The 21265-nt window shown below is 65.6% G+C and carries 23 protein-coding genes; 15 read left to right on the forward strand and 8 right to left on the reverse strand.

What is annotated here, in order from left to right:
- Nucleotides 1–255: 255 nt before the first annotated feature.
- The 10 genes from ccmA to CTR55_RS09715 all read left to right on the forward strand — a co-directional run bounded on the left by ccmA (nucleotide 256) and on the right by CTR55_RS09715 (nucleotide 7684).
- Complete coding sequence (gene ccmA, locus CTR55_RS09670) at nucleotides 256–912, forward strand: cytochrome c biogenesis heme-transporting ATPase CcmA (RefSeq protein ID WP_296285724.1); 657 nt, start codon at nucleotides 256–258, stop codon at nucleotides 910–912.
- Nucleotides 909–1580: a heme exporter protein CcmB gene (gene ccmB / locus CTR55_RS09675; protein WP_296285725.1), complete on the forward strand. Its 672-nt coding sequence runs from the start codon at nucleotides 909–911 to the stop codon at nucleotides 1578–1580. The genes ccmA and ccmB overlap by 4 nt, the downstream gene beginning before the upstream one ends.
- Before the next feature lie 65 nt (nucleotides 1581–1645).
- On the forward strand, nucleotides 1646–2392 hold the full coding sequence (locus CTR55_RS09680; protein WP_296285726.1) for a heme ABC transporter permease: 747 nt from the start codon (nucleotides 1646–1648) through the stop codon (nucleotides 2390–2392).
- Complete coding sequence (gene ccmD / locus CTR55_RS09685; RefSeq protein ID WP_296285727.1) at nucleotides 2389–2565, forward strand: heme exporter protein CcmD; 177 nt, start codon at nucleotides 2389–2391, stop codon at nucleotides 2563–2565. Before CTR55_RS09680 ends, ccmD begins: the two co-directional genes overlap by 4 nt.
- Nucleotides 2562–3047, forward strand: coding sequence for a cytochrome c maturation protein CcmE (gene ccmE, locus CTR55_RS09690; RefSeq protein ID WP_296285729.1), 486 nt, complete (start codon nucleotides 2562–2564; stop codon nucleotides 3045–3047). The genes ccmD and ccmE overlap by 4 nt, the downstream gene beginning before the upstream one ends.
- Before the next feature lies 1 nt (nucleotide 3048).
- Nucleotides 3049–5022, forward strand: coding sequence for a heme lyase CcmF/NrfE family subunit (locus CTR55_RS09695; RefSeq protein ID WP_296285731.1), 1974 nt, complete (start codon nucleotides 3049–3051; stop codon nucleotides 5020–5022).
- A 2-nt stretch (nucleotides 5023–5024) separates the two neighbouring features.
- Nucleotides 5025–5567, forward strand: coding sequence for a thiol:disulfide interchange protein DsbE (gene dsbE, locus CTR55_RS09700; RefSeq protein WP_296285732.1), 543 nt, complete (start codon nucleotides 5025–5027; stop codon nucleotides 5565–5567).
- On the forward strand, nucleotides 5564–6046 hold the full coding sequence (locus tag CTR55_RS09705; RefSeq protein WP_296285733.1) for a cytochrome c-type biogenesis protein: 483 nt from the start codon (nucleotides 5564–5566) through the stop codon (nucleotides 6044–6046). The genes dsbE and CTR55_RS09705 overlap by 4 nt, the downstream gene beginning before the upstream one ends.
- Nucleotides 6043–7254, forward strand: a complete 1212-nt coding sequence (ccmI, locus tag CTR55_RS09710; RefSeq protein WP_296285735.1) for a c-type cytochrome biogenesis protein CcmI — start codon at nucleotides 6043–6045, stop codon at nucleotides 7252–7254. Before CTR55_RS09705 ends, ccmI begins: the two co-directional genes overlap by 4 nt.
- Nucleotides 7255–7276: 22 nt before the next feature.
- Entirely contained in the window at nucleotides 7277–7684 is a 408-nt protein-coding gene (locus CTR55_RS09715) for a hypothetical protein (protein WP_296285737.1), read from the forward strand.
- Nucleotides 7685–7952: 268 nt separating this feature from the next.
- On the opposite strand, the gene CTR55_RS09720 is transcribed toward CTR55_RS09715, so the two are convergent.
- The gene (locus CTR55_RS09720) at nucleotides 7953–9155 is read right to left on the reverse strand and encodes a GGDEF domain-containing protein (RefSeq protein WP_296285738.1); all 1203 of its coding nucleotides are present in this window, start codon (nucleotides 9153–9155) and stop codon (nucleotides 7953–7955) included.
- Nucleotides 9156–9417: 262 nt separating this feature from the next.
- Here CTR55_RS09720 and CTR55_RS09725 point away from each other — a divergent pair, with 262 nt between their 5' ends.
- Both CTR55_RS09725 and CTR55_RS09730 read left to right on the forward strand, forming a co-directional pair.
- A complete protein-coding gene (locus CTR55_RS09725; protein ID WP_296285740.1) occupies nucleotides 9418–10131 on the forward strand; it encodes a lipoate--protein ligase family protein in 714 nt (237 codons plus the stop codon).
- 58 nt (nucleotides 10132–10189) lie between these two features.
- Entirely contained in the window at nucleotides 10190–12004 is a 1815-nt protein-coding gene (locus CTR55_RS09730) for a monovalent cation:proton antiporter-2 (CPA2) family protein (protein ID WP_296285741.1), read from the forward strand.
- Between the two features lie 92 nt (nucleotides 12005–12096).
- Here CTR55_RS09730 and CTR55_RS09735 read toward each other — a convergent pair whose 3' ends face one another.
- From CTR55_RS09735 to CTR55_RS09750, 4 genes are all read right to left on the reverse strand, one after another.
- Nucleotides 12097–12363 carry a hypothetical protein gene (locus CTR55_RS09735; RefSeq protein ID WP_296285742.1) on the reverse strand — a complete coding sequence of 89 codons (267 nt, stop codon included), beginning with the start codon at nucleotides 12361–12363 and terminating at the stop codon, nucleotides 12097–12099.
- A gap of 291 nt (nucleotides 12364–12654) precedes the next feature.
- Nucleotides 12655–13377 carry an RNA pseudouridine synthase gene (locus CTR55_RS09740; RefSeq protein WP_296285744.1) on the reverse strand — a complete coding sequence of 241 codons (723 nt, stop codon included), beginning with the start codon at nucleotides 13375–13377 and terminating at the stop codon, nucleotides 12655–12657.
- 191 nt (nucleotides 13378–13568) lie between these two features.
- Nucleotides 13569–14678 carry an AI-2E family transporter gene (locus tag CTR55_RS09745; protein WP_296285746.1) on the reverse strand — a complete coding sequence of 370 codons (1110 nt, stop codon included), beginning with the start codon at nucleotides 14676–14678 and terminating at the stop codon, nucleotides 13569–13571.
- 199 nt (nucleotides 14679–14877) lie between these two features.
- A complete protein-coding gene (locus CTR55_RS09750; RefSeq protein WP_296285747.1) occupies nucleotides 14878–15084 on the reverse strand; it encodes a hypothetical protein in 207 nt (68 codons plus the stop codon).
- Nucleotides 15085–15250: 166 nt separating this feature from the next.
- On the opposite strand from CTR55_RS09750, the gene CTR55_RS09755 reads away from it, so the two are divergent.
- Together CTR55_RS09755 and CTR55_RS09760 are read left to right on the forward strand one after the other, a co-directional pair.
- Nucleotides 15251–17017, forward strand: a complete 1767-nt coding sequence (locus tag CTR55_RS09755; protein ID WP_296285748.1) for an ABC transporter transmembrane domain-containing protein — start codon at nucleotides 15251–15253, stop codon at nucleotides 17015–17017.
- A gap of 282 nt (nucleotides 17018–17299) precedes the next feature.
- On the forward strand, nucleotides 17300–18136 hold the full coding sequence (locus CTR55_RS09760) for a S1-like domain-containing RNA-binding protein (protein WP_296285749.1): 837 nt from the start codon (nucleotides 17300–17302) through the stop codon (nucleotides 18134–18136).
- A gap of 2 nt (nucleotides 18137–18138) precedes the next feature.
- On the opposite strand, the gene CTR55_RS09765 is transcribed toward CTR55_RS09760, so the two are convergent.
- Together CTR55_RS09765 and CTR55_RS09770 are read right to left on the reverse strand one after the other, a co-directional pair.
- A complete protein-coding gene (locus CTR55_RS09765) occupies nucleotides 18139–18552 on the reverse strand; it encodes a DUF5064 family protein (RefSeq protein ID WP_296285751.1) in 414 nt (137 codons plus the stop codon).
- Nucleotides 18553–19007: 455 nt separating this feature from the next.
- A complete protein-coding gene (locus CTR55_RS09770) occupies nucleotides 19008–19562 on the reverse strand; it encodes a magnesium transporter (RefSeq protein WP_296285752.1) in 555 nt (184 codons plus the stop codon).
- A gap of 238 nt (nucleotides 19563–19800) precedes the next feature.
- Here CTR55_RS09770 and def point away from each other — a divergent pair, with 238 nt between their 5' ends.
- Nucleotides 19801–20340 carry a peptide deformylase gene (gene def / locus CTR55_RS09775; RefSeq protein WP_296285753.1) on the forward strand — a complete coding sequence of 180 codons (540 nt, stop codon included), beginning with the start codon at nucleotides 19801–19803 and terminating at the stop codon, nucleotides 20338–20340.
- A 28-nt stretch (nucleotides 20341–20368) separates the two neighbouring features.
- On the opposite strand, the gene CTR55_RS09780 is transcribed toward def, so the two are convergent.
- Entirely contained in the window at nucleotides 20369–21226 is an 858-nt protein-coding gene (locus CTR55_RS09780; RefSeq protein ID WP_296285754.1) for a MurR/RpiR family transcriptional regulator, read from the reverse strand.
- Nucleotides 21227–21265 lie beyond the last annotated feature (39 nt).

Genomic DNA, 21265 nt, shown 5'->3' on the forward strand with positions numbered 1-21265 from the left:
AAACCTGACTGGAAGACGGAACGGGATTACGCCCACTGTATCGGCGGCAGTTGCCGGCACTTTAGACCGTCCGGCGGGAATGGGGCGGAGGGAGAGGGGGGAGGGTGCGCTGTTTTGACGTTACACCCTGTCGAAAAACCTGACGTCTGGCGTAGGAACGGCTGTGTATAATGCGCCGCCCGAGGCCGCGCTTGGCGGTCCGGGCGGTATGGCCGCTTTTTTGCACCACTGAATTTTTCTGCCTGACGGTTGCCAATGCCCTTGAACCATCCCCTCCTCGAAACCGTGGCGCTCGCCTGCGAGCGGGACTGGCGCATGCTGTTCGAGCGTCTCGATTTGCGACTGGGCGCTGGCGAGATGCTACAGATCGTCGGTCCCAATGGCAGCGGCAAGACCAGCCTGCTGCGCCTGCTCAGCGGGTTGATGCAGCCCACCGCCGGTGACGTGCTGCTCAATGGCAAGCCGCTGACCGAGCAACGCCACGAACTCGCCCGCCTGCTGTTGTGGATCGGCCATGCCGCCGGCATCAAGGGCCTGCTCACCGCTGAAGAGAACCTCGCCTGGCTCTGCGCCCTGCACCAGCCGGCCGATCGCGATGCCATCTGGCGCGCACTGGAAGCTGTCGGCCTGCGCGGCTTCGAGGACGTTCCCAGCCATACCTTGTCCGCCGGCCAGCAGCGCCGCGTGGCCCTGGCACGCCTTTATCTCGATGCGCCGCCGCTGTGGATTCTCGACGAACCCTTCACCGCCCTCGACAAACAGGGCGTGGCGCAACTGGAAGAACACCTGGCCAGCCATTGCGAGCGAGGCGGCATGGTCGTGCTGACCACCCACCACACCCTGGAGCGCATGCCGCAGGGCTACCGTGCCCTCGACCTGGGCCAGCATGCGCGGGAGATGGCGGCGCAATGAGCAACGTCTTCACCCTGCTGCTCGCCCGCGAAGCGCGCCTGCTGTTCCGCCGTCCGGCGGAGCTGGCTAATCCTTTGGTGTTCTTTGCCATCGTCATTGCGCTGTTCCCGCTGGCGGTCGGCCCCGAATCGGAAATGCTCAAGAACCTCTCGCCGGGCCTGGTCTGGGTTGCGGCTTTGCTGGCGGTGCTGCTGTCGCTGGATGGCCTGTTCCGCAGCGATTTCGAGGATGGTTCTTTAGAACAGTGGGTCCTTTCGCCGCACCCCCTGCCACTACTGGTCCTGGCCAAAGTGCTGGCACACTGGCTGGTTTCTGGGCTGGCCCTGGTGCTGCTGTCGCCGTTGTTCGCCCTGATGCTGGGCCTGCCGGCGCGCTGCCTGCCGGACCTGCTGCTGTCGCTGTTGCTGGGCACGCCGGTACTGAGCCTGCTGGGCGCCGTCGGCGCGGCACTGACGGTAGGGCTCAAGCGCGGCGGCCTGCTGCTGGCCCTGCTGATCCTGCCACTCTACATTCCGGTGCTGATCCTGGGCAGCGGAGCGCTGCAGGCCTCGCTGCAGGGAATGCCCACCGCCGGGCACCTGTTGTGGCTGGCCAGCCTGACGGCGTTAGCATTGACGCTGACGCCCTTTGCCATCGCCGCCGGGCTGAAGATCAGCGTCGGCGAGTGAACGAACGATCGCCAGCCTGGGAAGCGGGACTGGCGGCAGACTAGAGCCCTGAAGTACAGAGCCTGATGATGAACTGGACTTGGTTTCACAAGCTTGGCTCGCCCAAGTGGTTCTACGAGATCAGCGGACGCTGGATGCCCTGGTTCGCGGTCGCCGCGATCCTGCTGATCGGCGCCGGCACCGTCTGGGGCCTGGCCTTCGCACCGCCGGATTACCAGCAGGGCAACAGCTTCCGGATCATCTATATCCACGTCCCGGCGGCGTTCCTCGCCCAGTCCTGCTACGTGATGCTGGCGGTGGCCGGCGCGGTCGGGCTGATCTGGAAGATGAAGATCGCCGACGTCGCCGTGCAGTGCGCCGCGCCCATCGGTGCCTGGATGACCTTCGTTGCGCTGGTCACCGGCGCCATCTGGGGCAAGCCGACCTGGGGCGCCTGGTGGGTCTGGGACGCGCGCCTGACCTCGATGCTGATCCTGCTGTTCCTCTACTTCGGCATCATCGCCCTGGGCCAGGCCATTACCAACCGCGACAGCGCGGCCAAGGCTTGCGCGGTGCTGGCCATCGTTGGCGTGGTGAACATCCCGATCATCAAGTACTCGGTGGATTGGTGGAACACCCTACACCAGCCAGCCACCTTCACCCTGACTGAAAAGCCGCCGATGCCGCCGGAGATGTGGATTCCGCTGCTGATGATGGTCGCCGGCTTCTACTGCTTCTTCGCCGTGGTGCTGATGATGCGCATGCGCCTGGAAGTGCTCAAGCGCGAAGCCCGCGCGAGCTGGGTCAAGGCCGAGGTGGAGCGCGCGCTATGAGTTTCGAGTCCTTCTCCGATTTCATCGCCATGGGTCACCATGGCCCTTACGTGTGGTCCGCCTACGCCATCTGCCTGGTGGTCCTGGCGATCAACGTCGTCTCGCCAATCGTGGCGCGCCGGCGTTACCTGCAAGAAGAGGCGCGTCGTCTGCGCCGGGAGGCCAGCAAGTGAATCCGGTCCGCAAGAAGCGTCTGTACATCGTCCTCGCCATCGTCGCTGGCGTAGGGGTTGCCGTCACCCTGGCGCTGTCGGCGCTGCAGGAAAACATCAACCTGTTCTATACCCCGACCCAGATCGCCAACGGTGAAGCCCCGCATGACACGCGCATCCGTGCCGGCGGCATGGTCGAGAAGGGGTCGCTGAAACGCTCGGGCGACTCGCTGGACGTGGAGTTCGTGGTCACCGACTTCGCCAGGGAGGTCACGGTGAAGTACCGCGGCATCCTCCCGGACCTGTTCCGCGAAGGGCAGGGCATCGTCGCCCTCGGCAAGATCGACTCCGCTGGCGTGCTGACCGCTGACGAAGTGCTGGCCAAGCACGACGAGAAGTACATGCCGCCGGAAGTCACCAAGGCGCTCAAGGACAGCGGCAAGCTGGAACACTACGAGGCCAGCCAGAACGGCAGCGCCGCGCCGCAACAGGGGAGTAACTGACATGGTTCCCGAGCTCGGCCACCTCTCGCTGATCCTCGCGCTGTGCATGGCGCTGGTGATGTCGTTCTTCCCGCTGATCGGCGCCTGGCGCGGCGATCGCCAGTGGATGAGCCTGGCGCGCCCGGCAGCCTGGGGGCAGTTCGCCTTCCTGCTGTTCTCCTTCGGCTGCCTGACCTGGGCCTTCCTCCACGATGATTTCTCGGTGGCCTACGTCGCCAGCAACTCCAACAGCGCGCTGCCCTGGTTCTACAAGTTCAGCGCCGTGTGGGGCGCCCACGAAGGCTCGCTGCTGCTCTGGGCGCTGATCCTCGGCGGCTGGACCTTCGCCGTGTCGGTGTTCTCCCGCCAGTTGCCGGAAGTGATGCTGGCCCGCGTGCTGGCCGTGATGGGCATGATCAGCACCGGCTTCCTGCTGTTCCTGATCATCACCTCCAACCCGTTCAGCCGCCTGCTGCCGCAGGTGCCGGCCGACGGCAACGACCTCAACCCACTGCTGCAGGACCCGGGCCTGATCTTCCACCCGCCGATGCTCTACATGGGCTACGTGGGCTTCTCGGTAGCCTTCGCCTTCGCCATCGCCGCGCTGCTCGGCGGTCGCCTTGACGCCGCCTGGGCGCGCTGGTCGCGGCCGTGGACGCTGGTGGCCTGGACCTTCCTTGGCATCGGCATCGTGCTCGGCTCCTGGTGGGCCTACTACGAGCTGGGCTGGGGCGGCTGGTGGTTCTGGGACCCGGTGGAAAACGCCTCCTTCATGCCCTGGCTGGTGGGCACTGCGCTGATCCACTCGCTGGCGGTGACCGAGAAGCGCGGTGTGTTCAAGAGCTGGACCGTGCTGCTGGCCATCGCAGCCTTCTCGCTGAGCCTGCTGGGTACCTTCCTGGTCCGCTCCGGCGTGCTGACCTCGGTCCACGCCTTCGCCTCGGACCCCGAGCGCGGCGTATTCATCCTCGCCTTCCTGCTGCTGGTGGTGGGTGGCTCACTGACGCTGTTCGCCCTGCGCGCGCCGGTGGTCAAGAGCCAGGTCGGCTTCGCGCTGTGGTCCCGCGAGACCCTGCTGCTGCTGAACAACCTGATCCTGGTGGTCACCGCTTCGATGATCCTGCTGGGCACCCTCTACCCGCTGGTGCTCGACGCCATCAGCGGCGCCAAGCTGTCGGTCGGGCCGCCGTACTTCAACGCGCTGTTCGTGCCGCTGATCGCGGCGCTGATGCTGACCCTGGCGGTCGGCGTGCTGGTGCGCTGGAAGGACACCCCGACCCGCTGGCTGCGCAACATGCTCACCCCGGTGCTGATCGGCACCGTGGTGCTGGGCGGTCTCGGCAGCTTCCTGTACGGCGAGCTGCACTGGGAAGTGCTGAGCGTGTTCATGCTGGCCGCCTGGGTGGTGCTGGCCGGTGTGCGTGACTTCTTCGACAAGGTTCGCCACAAGGGCGTGATCGCCGGCGCTGCGGGCCTCAACCGCAGTTACTGGGGCATGCAGCTGGCGCACTTCGGTATCGCCATCTGCGCCATCGGCGTGGTCCTCACCAGCCAGTTCAGCGCCCAGCGCGACCTGCGCATGGCGCCGGGCGAGTCGGTGGAGCTGGCCGGCTACCAGTTCCGTTTCGAGGGTACCCATCACTTCGAAGGCCCGAACTTCACCTCCGACAAGGGCACCGTGCTGGTGACCCGCAACGGTTCCGAAGTTGCGACGCTGCACCCGGAGAAGCGCCTGTACAGCGTACAGAGCTCGATGATGACCGAAGCCGGCATCCACGGCAGCCTGACCCGCGACCTCTACGTCGCCCTGGGTGAGCCGCTGGAGAATGGCGCCTGGGCCGTGCGCGTGCACATCAAGCCTTTCGTGCGCTTCATCTGGCTCGGCGGCCTGATGATGGCCCTGGGCGGCGTGCTGGCGGCGCTGGACCGTCGCTATCGGCTGAAAGTGAAAACGCGTGTACGCGAGGCCCTGGGCCTTGCCGGACAGGGAGCCTGAGTGTGAAGCGTGCGATCCTGCTGTTGCCCCTGGCGATCTTCCTGGTCGTCGCGGTGTTCCTCTTCCGTGGCCTGTGGCTGGACCCCAGCGAGCTGCCCTCGGCGCTGATCGGCAAGCCGTTCCCGGCGTTCTCCCTGCCCAGCGTCACCGAGCCGGGCAAGACCTACACCGAGGCCGATATCAAGGGCAAGCCGGCGCTGGTCAACGTCTGGGGCACCTGGTGCCCGACCTGCCGCTTCGAGCACCCGGTGCTCACTGACCTTGCCGCCAAGGGCGTGGTGATCTACGGCATCAACTACAAGGACGATGACGCCGCCGCGCAGAAGTGGCTCAAGGAGCTGCACAACCCCTACCTGCTGAACATCGCCGATGCGCAGGGCACCCTGGGCCTGGACCTGGGCGTCTACGGCGCGCCGGAGACCTACATCATCGACAAGGACGGCATCATCCGCCACAAGCTGGTCGGCGCCGTCGACGAGAAGGTCTGGCGTGAACAGCTGGCGCCGATCTACCAGGGCCTGGTCGACGAAGCGGAGGGCAAATGAAGCGTCTTCTTGCCGCCGCCGCATTCTCTTTTGGATTGGGCCTGTGCCTCACCGGCATTGCCCACGCCGCCATCGATACCTACGAGTTCGCCAATGACGCGGAACGCGCGCGCTTCCGTGACCTGACCACCGAGCTGCGCTGCCCCAAGTGCCAGAACCAGGACATCGCCGACTCCAACGCGCCGATCGCCGCCGACCTGCGCAAGCAGATCTTCACCCAGATGGCGGCCGGCAAGAGCAACCAGCAGATCATCGACTACATGGTCGACCGCTACGGCGAATTCGTGCGCTACAAGCCCGAAGTCAGCGAGCGCACCTGGCTGCTCTGGTTCGGTCCCGCCGTTCTGCTGGGCCTGGGCGTGATCGTCATCGGCGCCATCGTCGTGCGCCGCCGTCGCCCGTCCGCGGCCACTTCCACCACGCTGTCCGCCGAGGAGCAGGCGCGTCTCGACCAATTGCTGGATAACCAAGACAAATGATCGATTTCTGGCTCGCCGCCGGCCTGCTGTTGCTGGTAGCCCTGGCATTCCTCCTCGTCCCTCTGCTGCGCGGCCGCAAGGCCCAGGCCGAGGAAGACCGCACCGCCCTCAACGTCGCCCTGTACCAGGAGCGTCTGGCCGAGCTGGGTACCCAGCGTGACGCCGGCACCCTGGACGCCGCGCAGTTCGAAGCCGGCCGCGCCGAAGCGGCCCGCGAGCTGCTCTCCGACACCGAGGGCGCCGGCGATGACCGCCGCTCCCGCCTCGGCCGCGCCGCGCCGCTGCTGGCTGCGCTGGTCCTGCCGTTCCTCGCCCTGGGCCTTTACCTGCACTGGGGCGCCAGCGACAAGGTCGAGCTGGCCCGCGAGTTCGCCCAGGCGCCCAAGTCCATGGAGGAGATGACCGCCCGCCTGGAGCGCGCGGTGCAGGCCCAGCCGGACTCCGCCGAAGGCTGGTACTTCCTCGGCCGCACCTACATGACCCAGAACCGCGCCGCCGACGCTGCCAAGGCATTCGAGCAGGCCGCGCGCCTTTCCGGTCGTCAACCGGAGGTCCTTGGTCAGTGGGCCCAGGCGCTGTACTTCGCCGGTGACAAGGCGCTCAGCCAGCAGGTCCTCGATCTGGCCGACGAAGCGCTGAAGAAGGACCCGCAGGAAGTCACCACCCTCGGCCTGCTCGGCATCGCCGCTTTCGAGGGCGAGAAGTACGCCGATGCCATCGATTACTGGGGCCGCCTGGTCGCGGTGCTGCCGCCGGACGATCCCTCCCGCGATGCCATCGCCGGTGGCATCGAGCGCGCCCGCCAGCGCATGGTCGAGAAGGGTCAGACCCCGCCCGAGGCGCCGATTGCCGCCGCCACGGCTGGCGTGACCCTGAAGGTGAAGGTCGACCTGACCGCCGCCGTGAAGGGCCAGGTCAAGCCGGACGACAGCGTGTTCGTCTTCGCCCGCGCCGTGAGCGGCCCGCCGATGCCGCTGGCGGTGAAGCGCCTGAAGGTCTCCGACCTGCCCAGCGAGGTTTCGCTCAGCGATGCCGACGCGATGATGCCGCAGCTCAAGCTCTCCCAGCATCCGCAGGTGCAGCTGGTTGCGCGTATCTCCCGTGCCGGTAACGCCACCGCGGGGGAATGGATCGGACGAAGCGCTTCGTTGTCTACTTCCCAGGCGGGCGAGCAGAGCGTGACAATCGACAGTCCGGACCAGAAGTAATACGACAAGAGAGGGTTGAGCGATGAAGGGCAGATTGCTGGCGCTGGGCGCCATGCTGGTACTGGGTGGTTGCGTGGTGCAACCGCAGCAGCCGGAGCAGCCGCCCGTGCAGACGTTGCCGCCCTCGCAGCCGGGCAAGCCGATCCCCCCGGCAAAAACCTCCAGCTCGCCTATCACCCCGCAGCCGTCCAAACCGGCAGCTGTGTCCAAGCGTCCGACCCAGTTCGCCCCGCCGCCCGGCGGCAAGGGCCGCTGGGACGCCAGCCTGGGCGTTTACGTGATCCAGGGGCAGAAGGATCTCTACTACCGCCAGCGCACCTATTACCACTGGGATGGCGGCTGGTATTGGGGCGTCGGCCCGCAGGGCCCGTGGACTGAGACCGACAGCAGCGGTGTACCACCGGGGCTGACGCGTAAATACGCGCAGTAACGCACAGCGCTACCGGCTTTTCGTAGGAGCGAGCTTGCTCGCGAACGGTCCATTACTCGGTTGTGCCCACCGCCCTCTCCCTAACCCTCTCCCTTCGGAGCGAGGCGCGCAGCCAGGGCGGGGGAGAGGGCATGCCCCAGCGCGATATTTCAGGTAGGACTCTGTCCGCGATCATCTCAACGCGCTGCTGCCAACCCGGGAGCGCGACCCAGCCTATCGCGGACGGAGTCCGCTCCTACGCACTCGGGATAGCAGAGAGTTTGGGCCGTCAGTCGAACGTCCCCATCTCCGCACCCAGCGCTATCACCTCCACCCGATTGCGCCCGCTCGCCTTGGCCTTGTACAGCGCCTTGTCCGCCGCCGCGTAGAGTCCTTCGTAGGTGCCCGGCAGGCCTGCGTCCAGGCAGGCGATGCCAAAGCTCGCCGTGAGGTAGAGCAGGCCGTCCTTCATGGGGAGAGGGGTTTCCTCCAGCAGGCGGCGTACCTTCTCCGCGATGACCCGCGCCTGGGGCTGTGAAGTGTCGGGCAGCAGCAGGAGAAACTCCTCGCCGCCCAGGCGCGCCACGCTGTCCCCGGTGCGCGTGTGGTTTCTCAGCAGGGTCGCAGTGTGGCGGATGACTTCGTCGCCCAGTGGATGGCCGTAGCGGTCGTTGATGAACTTGAAATGATCCAGGTCCACCATGAGCAGGCTGATCGGTGCCGGCTGGCGAGTGGCGCGTGAGAGCTCCATGCCCACCAGTTGGTCGAACTGGCGGCGGTTGAACAGCCCGGTCAGCGGGTCATGGCCGGCCAGGTATTCCAGCTGGCGGTTCTTTTCCTCCAGTTCCAGCCGTTGCTGGCGGAGGAACTCGCGCTGGCGCAGGTTGCGCACATGGCCGTGCCAGAGGATGAACGACAGCACCAGGCCAATACCGCAGATGGTCAGTCCGCCCATCTGGTTCGACAGCCGTAGCTGCGGGCTCCCCTGAGTCAGCGCCATGGTCAGTTCGAAGGCGCCCAGAGCGAGGATATAGAGAACGACCGCCAGGGTCGGTCGCAGCAGGATGATCAGCGCCGTGGCGACCGAGGCCATGAGGAAGGGCGTGATACTGCTGGTGACCTGTTGGTCGGCGCCGGTGATGGCGATGCCGAACCCCAGTACCAAGGCGCTGCCCAGCACGGTGAGCGTCTGCATATACCACAGCGGCGTGCTGCGCCGTGGTGGCGAGGCCTGCCAGGCGAGCAGGCCGAGGAGGGTGAAGAGCACGGCGACGACGACATGGACGCGGATGATGTCCAGCCGCCAGTCATCGTATTCGGGGCTTGAGCCCTGCAGGTTGAGGCGGAAGACCAGAATGTGGATCAGGTCGAAAGGCACCGCCAGCAGCGCGGAAAAGTACAGCCGCCGGAGGTTTTCCCGGGCGATAGGTAGCGCCAGCGCGTCGTTGACCGCAATGGCGTGGTGCAGACGCTGGAGCAACGTCCTGGGCACGGTCTCTGGCCTCCTGCGCAAGTGCTGGCCAGTAGCAGGATAGACGCAGCGCCGCTTCGTTGCGGGGCAGTTTGAAATCGCATTGACCTGGCGCGACACCACGGCAGTCACAGGCCGCTACGCTGAAATGTTTGAGTGCGGCAACAAATTGGCCGGGAACATTGTCGGATAGGCCCTCGGCGGGCATAGTCCGCAACCCGGTTTGTTCACCCATGCTGCCATGAACCCCATGGTGAGCATCATTCATCCCAAGGACGCTGTCATGAATAGAGTGCAACGACTGTCGGCACAGCAGGGCCTGGATGCCGAGCGCGCGCTGCTCGACGCCACCTTCGCTGGTGATCGCGACAGCGGCCTGTTGTTCTGGCGCCCGCTGGAGCAGTCCCTGGTGATGCCGCGCCGGCTGAGTCGCCTGGAAGGCTTCGGCGCCGCCGAGGCCGCGTGCGCAGGACTGGGCTGGCCGATCGCCCTGCGTGATACCGGTGGTGAGCCGGTACCGCAATCCGCTGGCGTGCTCAACGTCGCACTGGTCTATGCGATCCCGCCGAGCGACAACGAACAGACGCGCATCGAAACCGCCTACCTGCGCCTGTGTCAGCCGCTGTGCGACTGGCTTGCCGCGCTTGGCCTCGATCCGGGGCTGGGGGAAGTGGAGGGCGCCTTCTGCGATGGTCGCTACAACGTCAACCTGGGTGGTCGCAAGCTGGTCGGCACTGCCCAGCGCTGGCGCCGCCGGCCCAGTGACGGGCGCTATGTGGTGCTGGCCCACGGCGCCATCCTGATGGAAAACCAGCGCGAGCCGATGGTGGCGGCAGTGAATGCGTTCTACGAGAACTGCGGGCTCGACGTGCGCGTGCGTGCCGCCAGCCATGTGGCGCTGGATGAACGCTACGAGCAGCCGTGGGAGCAGGTCGCTGCGCTCGCAGGGCAGTTCCAGCGACATCTGCTGGCCGAGGGTGTGGCGCTGGATGTCTGAGATGAACGATATGGGTGGATCTTCGCTTCGCCCCAACCCTTCCAAGGAGTCTTGATACATGGAACATGGGACGAATTACCTGCAGTCGGCAGTGGTCTTCCTGCTCGCGGCGGTGTTCATGGTGCCGATTGCCAAGCGCCTGCAACTGGGCGCGGTGCTCGGCTACCTGCTCGCCGGGGTGTTTATCGGCCCGTCGCTGCTGGGGCTGATCGACAACCCCGACAGCGTGGCCAGCCTCTCCGAACTGGGCGTGGTGCTGCTGCTGTTCATCATCGGCCTGGAACTGTCGCCCAAACGCCTGTGGGTGATGCGCAAGCAGGTGTTCGGTGTGGGCCTGGCTCAGGTGCTGATTACCGCGTTGGCCATCGGCAGCATCGCCGTGCTGGCTTTCGACCTGCCGGTGAATACCGCCGTGGTGCTGGGCGGCGGGCTGGCGCTGTCGTCTACCGCCTTCGGCCTGCAGATTCTCGCCGAGCGCAAGGAACTGACGACACCCTACGGCCGCCTGGGCTTCGCCATCCTGCTGTTCCAGGACATCGCTGCCATCCCGCTGATCGCCATGATCCCGCTGCTCGGTGCGCGCGCTGACTCGGCGGCAGCGGGCGGCGACTGGGCCCATGTGATGGAAGTGGTCGGCAGTGTCGCCGTGGTGGTGATCGGCGGGCGCTTCCTGCTGCGCCCGGTGTTCCGTACGGTGGCGCGCACCGGTCAGGCCGACCTGTCGACCGCCACGGCTTTGCTGGTGGTGGTCGGTACTGCCTGGCTGATGGAAGAGGCCGGCGTTTCCATGGGCCTGGGCGCCTTCCTCGCCGGCCTGCTACTGGCGGATTCGGAATACCGCCATGAGCTGGAAGCGCAGATCGAACCCTTCAAGGGCCTGCTGCTCGGGTTGTTCTTCATCAGTGTGGGCATGAGTGCCGACCTCGGCCTGATGAAGAGCGAGCCGCTGCTGGTGATCGGCCTGACCCTGCTGCTGCTGGGCATCAAGTTGCCGCTGCTGTTCGTCATTGGTCGCCTGGCTGGCGGGCTGGATAAAGTCTCGGCGATTCGCCTGGGCGTGCTGCTGGGCGCTGGCGGTGAGTTCGCCTTCGTGGTGTTCAAGCTCGCGTTGGCCCAGGACTTGATGGACGGCAAGCTGCACTCGCTGCTGGTGCTGTGCATCACCCTGTCGATGGCAATGACCCCGCTGCTGGTGCTGGCCCTGGCGCGCAGCATCAAACCCAAACCGGCCGCCCTGCGCGAGCCGCCGCCCGAGTACCGCCAGTTGCCGGATGACGCGCCGCGTGTGGTGATCGCCGGCATGGGCCGGATGGGCCAGGTGGTCGCGCGTATCCTGCGTGCGCAGGGGGTGCCCTTCGTCGCACTGGATACCTCGGTGGACACCATCGAGCTGACCCGCAGCTACGGCAACATCCCGATCTTCTACGGCGACCCGCTACGCCCGGAAATCCTCCGTGCTGCCCAGGTGGAGAAGGCCGAGTTCTTCGTCGTCGCCACCGACGACCCGCAGACCAACATCGAGACCGCGCGGCTGGTGCGCAAGCTCTACCCGCACATGAAAGTCATCGGCCGGGCGCGTAACCGCCAACACGTCTACCACCTGCTGGACGCCGACGCGACGCCGGTGCGCGAAACCTTCCACTCAAGCCTGGAGATGAGCCGCCTGCTGCTCACTGGCCTGGGTCTGAACGAGGAGCAGGTTGCCGCGCGCATCCGTCGCTTCAAGCGCCACGACGAAGCGGTGCTGATGGCCCAGTACCGCGTCTACGACGACGAGAAGGCGGTGATCCAGACCGCCCGCGAGGCGCGCAAGGAGCTGGAAACCCTGTTCGAGGCCGACCACCTGGAAGACCAGGGCATCGGCCACCACTGACGGCCAGGCAGTATTCCGTTGCTGTCAGGGGAAATGTTTGCAGGCGCGACAGGACGTTGCGCTCAGGGGGGCTGAAGGGAGGCAGGACTGATTCAGGCGGACTTCGCCAGGATCGGATCGTTTGCCACGGCGACCAGTATTGGCCGGGCCAGTTGATGTTTCACCGCGGGGCGAGGCTGGCGGCTGGCCGAAGGGCGACGGTCGGGGATGACCACCGCCGAGCCCGGCGAGCGCAGGGTCAGCACGGCGATTCCGCCGAGCAGCAGGACGGTGGCAAGCACCACGCTGGCCAGAGCGACGTACAGCAGCAGCTCCACCAGGGAGCCGACCAGCAGCAGGAAATCGAGAATGACTTGCATGGAGGTGTCCTCTTGACGATCCGTTGGGGGCGTCTCGCGAGTAGCTTGTTCGCCCCTGCGGCCCGATGGCGGGGCCGGCGAATCTCCTGCCAGCGAGTTGATAGGGCAAAGATGCCGCGCGCGGACTATCAAGAGAACTGAATGCGTCGACTGGTGACTATCGACGTTATCGATGGCGGCGCAAAGCCTCATCGCAGAGCGGTTTGGCTCTTCGTAGGAGCGAGCTTGCTCGCGAACTGACTGCAACTTGAGGCGGGTTCGCGAGCAAGCTCGCTCCTGCAGGTCAGGGTCTCAGAACTTCTCGCCCGGCTGCAGGAACCGCCACTGGCCGGCGGGCAGCTTGCCCATGGCCACGCCACCCAGGCGCAGGCGACGGATCGATTCGGCGTGAAGGCCGACGGCGCGGCACATGGCGGCGATCTGGCCAGGGCGGAACTGTTTGCCGGCGAAGCGCAGGCGGTTTTCGCTCTGCCAGCTGACCTTCAGTGGCGGCAGCTCGCGGCCGTCGATCAGCATGCCGCGGCACAGACGCTTCAAGCCGTTGTCGGCGATCTGCCCGCTGACTTCGACCACGTACTCGTGCTCGATGTTGTCTGCCTCGTCCACCAGCCGGCGCTGCACGCCGCGACTCTGGGTGTAGACCAGCAGGCCACTGGCGTCGGTTTCCAGCACCGTGGTGTTGAACTGGTGGCCGAAGTGCTTGCGCAGCAGGCGTTGCTGCAGGTTGTCCTCGGCCCAGCGCTTGTCCGGCGTCAGCAACTGCTGGGCGGAATTGGCGCCGTTGCCGCTGCCGAAGCCGACGGGTTTGTGCACCAGGATGGTCACCGGCGGAATCGGCTCGGGGAAGGCGCCCGGCAGCAACTCGATACGCTGGGTATCGACCTTGAACTGTGGCTCTTCGACACGCTGGCCGTCCACCGTGACCCAGCCGCCCTCGATGTACAGCTCGGCTTCGCGGCGCGAACAGGGCAGCAGCTCGGCGAGGCGCTTGGACAGGCGGATGGCTTCGGACATTTCGGGTAACCAGACAGGGGAAAGCTCCCATTGTAACCGCAAGCCGGCGGAATGATCCGCGCTGCTTCCGGTCACACCTTCAGACCAAGTGGCGAGAGCAGAAGGCTGGCGACAGTAGGGGAGCCGCGTTGCGACATCGGGAGCAGTCCATTGCAGGGTGAGCGCCCGCGGTTCGCACCGCGAGCGGGATATCAGGGGGCAGGCTGCACGGGTGGTTCGGCGGGCGGTGCAACGGGCGCTTCGCGCTCGTGGACCCAGGACATGAACAGCTCGTAACCCAGGGCCAGCACCACTGGCCCGACGAACAGGCCGATGATGCCGTTACTGAGCATGCCGCCCAGGGCGCCGATCAGGATCACCGCCATCGGCACCTTGCTGCCACGGCCGAACATCAGCGGCTTGAGCACGTTGTCACTGAGGCCGCCGGCGGCGGTCCAGATGGTGAACAGGATGGCCACCAGCAGCGAATCGTTGGTCATGAACACATAGGCGATCGCCGGCAAGGTGATCAGCACCACCGGCAGTTGGGTGATGCCCAGCAGCAGTACGCCCAGCGCGAGTAGGCCGGCGCCGGGGATGCCCATGACGATGAAGCCGAGGCCGAGGATCAGCGTCTGGATGAAGGCCACGCCCACCACGCCCTGGGCCACCGCGCGGATGGTGCCGGTGCACAGCTCGGCCAGGCCGGGGCCACGGTCCGGCCCGGAAATGCGGATGGCGATGTCGCAGGCGGTCCGGCTACCCAGCTTGCCGTAGGCCATGATCACCCCGGCGATGACGAAGGCGGCGAGGAACTGCATCAGCCCCATGCCGACGCCTGCCGCCTGCCCGGCGACCTTCTTCGCCACGCCCTGCAGGTGCGGCGCCACCTGCTGCGCCACGCCCATGAAGTCGGTGGCCACGCGGTGCCAGAAGGGGTAGATGTACTGCCCGACCACCGGCCAGTTCTGCACCGAGTCTGGCGGCAGCGGGATCTGCAAGGTGCGGTTCTGGATGGCATGCACCAGGTCGCGCACCGAATCGGCCATGGACATGCCGATCATCACTACCGGCACCAGCAGGATCACCAGGCCCAACACTACGATCAGCGTCGCCGCGCTGTTGGGGCGCTCGCCTAGCCAGTGGCTGAGCAGCTGGTGCAGAGGGTAGAGCGAGATGGCGAGGATCACCGACCAGAGCATCAGGTCGAGGAAGGGATGGAAGATGCGGAAACAGAACAGGGCCAGCAACAGGATCAGGCCGGCGCGGATCAGCACGTCGAGCAGGTTGCGCGAAAGCAGCTTTTCCGGAGAGGGCAGCATGGGTGTGCTCCTTGCGAGGGGGTCGTGGTTCGACCCAGTCCTAACTATCGGCGGACTCTGCCCGAGTGCAAGGTGCGGAGGCAAGACGGGACATTCGGAATTGCGGAAACTGAAGTGTAAAGCGGGGGTGTATCACGGGGGAGGGCGCGCGGAGGAGGCGGGCAGCCTACCGGGAGCCGGCAGGCTTGCCTGCGAAGTCTTACTTCTTGCCGAGGCTGATGTGGCGGCTCGGTGCGCCGTAGTTCTGACCAGTGACGCCCTTGGCGATCTGCTGGATCTCACCGCCGGAATTCAGGAAGGCGGCGATCTGAGCGTCCAGTGCTTCGCTGGTTGCGGTGGCAGCGGGAGCTTTTGGAGTGGCTTTCTGGCGGGTGGCTTTCTGGCGGGTGGAGGGCTGCGTGGTCATATCTGCCATACCTGTCTACGCAAATTGGCCGCCCATTGTACATCAAACGAGCACCTTTCGGGGAGGGATCGGAACGAACGGTCCCTTTCCCTTGTCTGAAACGTCCTTCGCCTATGGCGCTCCGGCGGTGCTACCCTCAGCCCATTCCGGCCGTCTTGAGCCCACCATGTCCCTGCTGTCGTCCCGCCAGCGCAATGCCCTGCGCCTGGCTCGTTCGTTTCTCGCGCCGTACCGCTGGCGCGCCGTCGGCGCCCTACTGGCATTGCTGTTCACCGCCGCCATCACCCTTTCCCTGGGGCAGGGTATCCGCCTGCTGGTGGACCAGGGTTTCATCACCCAGTCCGAACCACTGCTCACCCGCGCCATCGGCATCTTCTTTCTGCTGGTGCTGTGCCTGGCGGTGGGAACTTTTGTGCGCTTCTATCTGGTGTCGTGGATCGGCGAACGCTTCGTCGCCGATATCCGCCAGCGTGTGTTCGACCACCTGATCGAGCTGCACCCCGGCTTTTACGAGAACAACCGGTCTTCGGAAATCCAGTCGCGCCTGACTGCCGACACCACACTGCTGCAATCGGTGATCGGCTCTTCGCTGTCCATGGCGCTGCGCAATGTGCTGATGTTGCTGGGCGGGATCATCCTGATGTTCTTCACCAACGCCAAGCTGACCAGCATCGTGGTCGCCTCGTTGCCGTTGGTGATCGCGCCGATCCTGCTGTTCGGCCGCCGCGTGCGCAGTCTTTCGCGGCTCAGCCAGGATCGCGTGGCGGACGTCGGCAGCTACGTCGGCGAATCCCTCGGCCAGATCAAGACGGTGCAGGCCTACAACCACCAGGCGCAGGACCGAGCTCGCTTCGGCCGCACTGTCGAAGATGCTTTTGATACCGCGCGCAAACGCATCCTGCAGCGCTCCTGGCTGGTCAGCGTGGTGATCCTGCTGGTGCTGGGCGCGGTGGGCGTGATGCTCTGGGTCGGCGGCATGGACGTGATCGCCGGGCGCATCAGCCCCGGCGACCTGGCGGCCTTCGTGTTTTACAGCCTGATCGTTGGCATGGCCTTCGGCACGCTCAGTGAAGTGATCGGCGAGTTGCAGCGCGCGGCCGGCGCCGCTGAGCGCATCGCCGAGCTGCTGCGGGCGCGCAGTGAAATCGTTGCGCCGACCAGTAACCTGCTACGCCTGCCCGAACGCATCGTCGGCAGTATCGACTTGCAGGCCGTGCGTTTCGCCTATCCATCGCGCCCGGAGCAGTGGGCGATCGACGGCATCGATCTGCGCGTGGAACCGGGCGAGACCCTGGCGCTGGTCGGCCCGTCCGGCGCTGGTAAATCCACCCTGTTCGACCTGCTGCTGCGCTTCTATGATCCGCAGCAGGGGCGCATCCTGATCGACGGCCAGCCCATCGCCCAGCTCGACCCGGCGGATTTGCGCCGCAGTTTCGCCCTGGTCTCGCAGAACCCGGCGCTGTTCTTCGGCACGGTGGAGGAGAACATTCGCTACGGCCGAGCGGGCGCCAGCGACGCCGAGGTCGAGGCGGCGGCCCGCGCGGCCCATGCCCACGAATTCATCCTGCGCCTGCCGCAGGGCTACCAGACACACCTGGGGGAGAGTGGCCTGGGCCTTTCCGGTGGCCAACGCCAGCGCCTGGCCATTGCTCGCGCGCTGCTGGTGGACGCGCCTATTCTGTTGCTGGACGAAGCCACCAGCGCACTGGATGCCGAGAGCGAGCACCTGATCCAGCAGGCGCTGCCGGGGCTGATGCGCGACCGCACCACGTTGGTGATCGCCCATCGCCTGGCCACCGTGCTCAACGCCGACCGTATCGCCGTGATCGAGCACGGCCGCCTGGTAGCGCTGGGGCGGCACGCCGAGCTGGTGGTCAGCAGCCCGCTCTATGCGCGCCTGGCGGAACTGCAGTTTGGCCAGGTAGAGCGCTGATATCTCGCCTCACACGGATTGCTCCCTCTCCCTTCGGAGCGGGGCGCGTCGCCAGGGCTGGGGAGGGGGGGATTCGCGACGGACGTCGGTTGGACTCCGCTCCCCCTCCCTAACCCTCCTCCGCAAGCGGTAGAGGGGACCGTTGGGCAGAACGATGGATGGTCGTGCTCGCCGAGTACCTCGTTCGCGAGCAAGCGCTGGGTGCCCTTTCGCTCCTACACTTGTCCGGCATTCCGGTTCCAATGCGCGTAGAATGCTCGCCCCGTTCACGAGGTAAGCGTCATGGCAGTCATAGGTCGGTTCAATTCGTTGCAGGTGGTCAAGCACACCGATTTCGGTCTCTACCTGGATGGCGAGAGCCATGGCGAAATCCTGCTGCCCAAACGCTACGTGCCGAAGAACGAAGACACCGAAGTGGGCGACTGGCTCAACGTGTTCATCTACCTGGACAGCGAAGACCGCCTGATCGCCACCACGCAGAAGCCCAAGGTGCAGGTCGGCGGCTTCGCCAGCCTCAAGGTGGTCGAGGTCAACCGTATCGGCCTGTTCCTCGACTGGGGCCTGCCCAAGGACCTGCTGCTGCCGCACTCGGAAGAGAAGCGCCCGCTGCAGGTCGGTGACTACTGCGTGGTCTACGTCTATCTTGATGAGCGCAGCCGCCGCATCACCGCCACCGCGCGCCTGGACCGCTACCTGGACAATACTCCGGCTAACTACAGTGCCGGCCAGGAAGTCGAGCTGCTGGTCGTGGAGCGCACGGACCTAGGTTACAAGGCGATCATCGAAGGCAAGCATTGGGGCCTGATCCACAAGAACGAGGCCTTCAAGTTCCTCCGTGGTGGCCTGCGCGAGAAGGGCTACATCAAGGAAATGCGCGCCGACGGCAAGATCAGCCTGAGCCTGCAGCCGGCGGGCGCTGGCCTGTCCGATGCGCTCAGCGAGCAGATCCTCCAGGCCCTGCGCGAGGCCGGCGGCCAACTGGCGCTCAGCGACAAGAGCCCGCCGGAGGCCATCGCCCAGCAGTTCGGCGTCAGCAAGGGCAACTTCAAGAAGGCCATCGGCGGGTTGTTCAAGCAGGGGTTGATCGTCATTCATGACGACGGTATCGAACTGGCCTGAGGCTAGCTCCGCCCGCGGACGATGGATTCGGCCACTGCGCAGCGCGGTTGTGCCGGTGCCAGTGAGTCCATGCGCTGCAGGTCGATCGGCGTACCCGGCTCAGCCTTGAGTTGACGGCGCAGGTCGTCGAACACCCGGTCGTGTTCCCTGCGAAAGCGCAGTATCGGCCCATGGCAGACTCGCAGGCCGTGGCGACGCAGGATGCGCGTGGCGCTGGCGGCGAAGTTGAAGGCGATATCGCCGGGCAGCTCGAAGCCGTCCTTGAACGGCTGGCCGTCGATCTCACCGTCCAGTTCGAATTTCACCTGCGCATCGCGGCTGGCGGCATTCTCCACCTTGTAGCTCAGGCGGATGCGGTATTGCTGCTGGTCGAGGCCAACACTGGAATGGATGGTGACCTGGGTGGGCGTGGTCATGCTGTTCTCCTGGGAAGCACTTTTCTCCTTGAAAGCCAAAGCGCGCGTCCAATTCAGGTTTGCGGTTGGACAGGCTCTGGGGGGCAAAGGCGAACATCTGCATACCGACGCCGCTGATGACCCAGCCGCTCAGTATGGCGCTGGAGTTGGCGCTTTTCGCGACGCCTTATAGCAGAGAGGCGATGCCGCCCCGATCATGGTACCGACCATCAGGGCGGTGGGGTGGCCAGGCCAAGCTGCTGGTTGGGTGATGTGGGCATTTCCCAGCCTCCTGAGAATTGGGGCTCGAATAGTGTCGAACCCGGCTGGAGGTCGGCGGGTGATTTAAATCAATAGCCGGCTAACTGTTCTGGGCGCGGCTGAACGGCGGACGGTCTCGTTAGGCTGGTCCGCAACCCACCTGCCGCGGGCATCAGCAGCGCGGGAGAGGGCGGTCGCTGGACAGCGCCTTTGCGTCACATCATGTGGCGGAAGCGGTTCCAGGCCTGTTCGATGGACAGCCACCAGGCCGGCATGGCGCTGCCGAAACCGGCGATCTCCAGGCGCGGGTGGTGGCGCACCACCATGTCCAGCACCGGTTCCTGCTCGGGCTTCACATCGACGAAGAACACATGACGGCCTTCATGCAGGTTGTCCTGGAAGCGGCGTACGTCGCCGCTGGGGCGCTGCAGGCCGAAGAAGCTGCTTTCCCACAGACTGAAGCCCAGCAGCACCGCGGCGAGGAACACCACGGGAATCCAGCCGGCCGCCGTCTGCGTCCAGCCGCTCAGGTAGCCCACCAATAGCACCAGCGCGGCCAGCGCGGCGCCGATCATGAGGCCGATCTTGCCCCAGTGCACCACGTCCTTCTTCATCATCGAGGGCACTTCGTGAAGACGGTGCTCCTGCATGTCCGCATCGCTGTCGCTGAGCACATGCATTTGCTCGATGCCGATACCGCTTTCGGAAAGCTCCTGTTCGACCTGTTCCAGATCGTCCAGGTTGTCGCTGATGTAGTAATGCCTGTTCATGACGAACCTCCCGCCCCCGGAACGCAAGATTCCCCCAGGGTTCGATCGCTATCTGCCGCGAAAATCGGCAAATATCCGTCGTTCGATGGTTGTCGGCAGAAATCAGTCTAACACCGTGACGACGCGGCCTGCGGGGCGCTGCCCGGCGGTAGCGGGGTTGCCAGAGCGGCCAGTGGGGCCGAGGATGCAGCTCTCATTGGAAGCATGCCGCTTTCACACAACGGCGAACGAGGCCGAGATGATCCGCGAGATTCTCAAGATGGGCGACGAGCGCCTGCTGCGCATCGCCCCACCGGTGCCCGATTCGATGATCGGCAGCGCCGAGCTGCAGCTACTGATCGACGACATGTTCGAGACCATGCACCACGTCGGCGGCGTCGGTCTGGCCGCGCCGCAGATCGGCGTCGACCTGCAACTGGTGATCTTCGGTTTCGAGCGCAGCGAGCGCTATCCGGACGCGCCGGCAGTGCCAGCGACCATCCTCCTCAACCCAGTGATTACGCCCATCGGCGATGAGCTGGAGGAGGGCTGGGAGGGCTGCCTTTCCGTACCAGGCCTGCGCGGCGCGGTGAATCGTTACCAGCGCATCCGCTACCAGGGCGTCGACCCGCAAGGACAACCCATCGACCGCACGGTGGAAGCCTTCCACGCTCGCGTGGTGCAGCACGAATGCGACCACCTGATCGGCCGCCTGTACCCGTCGCGCATTACCGATTTCAGCAAGTTCGGCTTTACCGAGGTGTTGTTCCCGGGGCTCGATCCGAACGCGGATGACTGACGGCGCAGGGGCTTTCCTGTAGGAGCGCTCAGTCTTCCTCGTCGAGCTGGTAGCGCGTCGCCACCAGGCTCTCCTTGATCTTGCGCAGGTGCGGCTGGAAGTCCACGCCTCGGCGCAGGGTCACGCCAGTGGCGAGTACATCGAGCACGGTCAGCTGGATGATCCGCGAAGTCATCGGCATATAGATGTCGGTGTCCTCCGGTAGCGGAATGTCCAGGCTCAGCGTGCTGGCCTTGGCCAGCGGCGAATCGGCGGCGGTCAGGCCGAGCACCGAGGCACCGTTCTGCCGCGCCAGGTGCGCCACGTCCACCAGCTCGCGGGTGCGGCCGGTGTAAGAAATCACCACGAACAGGTCGCCGGTGTGCGCCACCGAGGCGATCATCCGCTGCATCAGCACATCGCTGTGGGCCGACACCGCCAGGTTGAATCGGAAGAATTTGTGCTGCGCATCGAGCGCCACGGAGCTGGACGCACCGAGGCCGAAGAAATGGATCTGCCGGGCCTGGATCAGCAGATCCACGGCGCGGTCGATCAGCTTCGGGTCGAGCAGCTTGTGGGCGCTGTCCAGCGAGGCGATGGTGCTGCTGAAAATCTTCCGCGTGTAGGCTTCGGGACCGTCGTCGGCGGCCACCGCCTGGGTCACGAACGCCGCGCCGCTGGCCAGGCTCTGGGCCAGTTGGATCTTCAGTTCCGGGTAGCCGCTCATGCCAAACGAGCGGCAGAAACGGTTCACCGTTGGCTCGCTGACGCTCGACGCCTGGGCCAGCGCGGCGATGCTGAAGCGCGTGGCCTGCTGCGGGTCGCGCAGGATCACTTCGGCGACCTTGCGCTCGGCCTTGTTCAGCTGTTCCAGACGGCTCTGGATATGCTCCAGCAGGTTTTTCATCCGTGCTCCTTGGGCAATCGACGGTTGACCGGTTGGCTA

This window comes from Pseudomonas sp., from assembly GCF_002796985.1.
GTDB lineage: Bacteria > Pseudomonadota > Gammaproteobacteria > Pseudomonadales > Pseudomonadaceae > Pseudomonas.

What these genes read in the sequence shown, in the direction of transcription:
- ccmA (WP_296285724.1), top strand. Translation starts at nt 256, where the DNA reads ATGCCCTTGAACCATCCCCTCCTCGAAACCGTGGCGCTCGCCTGCGAG.
- ccmB (WP_296285725.1), top strand. Translation starts at nt 909, where the DNA reads ATGAGCAACGTCTTCACCCTGCTGCTCGCCCGCGAAGCGCGCCTGCTG.
- CTR55_RS09680 (WP_296285726.1), top strand. Translation starts at nt 1,646, where the DNA reads ATGATGAACTGGACTTGGTTTCACAAGCTTGGCTCGCCCAAGTGGTTC.
- ccmD (WP_296285727.1), top strand. Translation starts at nt 2,389, where the DNA reads ATGAGTTTCGAGTCCTTCTCCGATTTCATCGCCATGGGTCACCATGGC.
- CTR55_RS09695 (WP_296285731.1), top strand. Translation starts at nt 3,049, where the DNA reads ATGGTTCCCGAGCTCGGCCACCTCTCGCTGATCCTCGCGCTGTGCATG.
- CTR55_RS09705 (WP_296285733.1), top strand. Translation starts at nt 5,564, where the DNA reads ATGAAGCGTCTTCTTGCCGCCGCCGCATTCTCTTTTGGATTGGGCCTG.
- ccmI (WP_296285735.1), top strand. Translation starts at nt 6,043, where the DNA reads ATGATCGATTTCTGGCTCGCCGCCGGCCTGCTGTTGCTGGTAGCCCTG.
- CTR55_RS09715 (WP_296285737.1), top strand. Translation starts at nt 7,277, where the DNA reads ATGAAGGGCAGATTGCTGGCGCTGGGCGCCATGCTGGTACTGGGTGGT.
- CTR55_RS09725 (WP_296285740.1), top strand. Translation starts at nt 9,418, where the DNA reads ATGAATAGAGTGCAACGACTGTCGGCACAGCAGGGCCTGGATGCCGAG.
- CTR55_RS09730 (WP_296285741.1), top strand. Translation starts at nt 10,190, where the DNA reads ATGGAACATGGGACGAATTACCTGCAGTCGGCAGTGGTCTTCCTGCTC.
- CTR55_RS09735 (WP_296285742.1), bottom strand. Translation starts at nt 12,363, where the DNA reads ATGCAAGTCATTCTCGATTTCCTGCTGCTGGTCGGCTCCCTGGTGGAG.
- CTR55_RS09740 (WP_296285744.1), bottom strand. Translation starts at nt 13,377, where the DNA reads ATGTCCGAAGCCATCCGCCTGTCCAAGCGCCTCGCCGAGCTGCTGCCC.
- CTR55_RS09745 (WP_296285746.1), bottom strand. Translation starts at nt 14,678, where the DNA reads ATGCTGCCCTCTCCGGAAAAGCTGCTTTCGCGCAACCTGCTCGACGTG.
- CTR55_RS09750 (WP_296285747.1), bottom strand. Translation starts at nt 15,084, where the DNA reads ATGACCACGCAGCCCTCCACCCGCCAGAAAGCCACCCGCCAGAAAGCC.
- CTR55_RS09755 (WP_296285748.1), top strand. Translation starts at nt 15,251, where the DNA reads ATGTCCCTGCTGTCGTCCCGCCAGCGCAATGCCCTGCGCCTGGCTCGT.
- CTR55_RS09760 (WP_296285749.1), top strand. Translation starts at nt 17,300, where the DNA reads ATGGCAGTCATAGGTCGGTTCAATTCGTTGCAGGTGGTCAAGCACACC.
- CTR55_RS09765 (WP_296285751.1), bottom strand. Translation starts at nt 18,552, where the DNA reads ATGACCACGCCCACCCAGGTCACCATCCATTCCAGTGTTGGCCTCGAC.
- CTR55_RS09770 (WP_296285752.1), bottom strand. Translation starts at nt 19,562, where the DNA reads ATGAACAGGCATTACTACATCAGCGACAACCTGGACGATCTGGAACAG.
- def (WP_296285753.1), top strand. Translation starts at nt 19,801, where the DNA reads ATGATCCGCGAGATTCTCAAGATGGGCGACGAGCGCCTGCTGCGCATC.
- CTR55_RS09780 (WP_296285754.1), bottom strand. Translation starts at nt 21,226, where the DNA reads ATGAAAAACCTGCTGGAGCATATCCAGAGCCGTCTGGAACAGCTGAAC.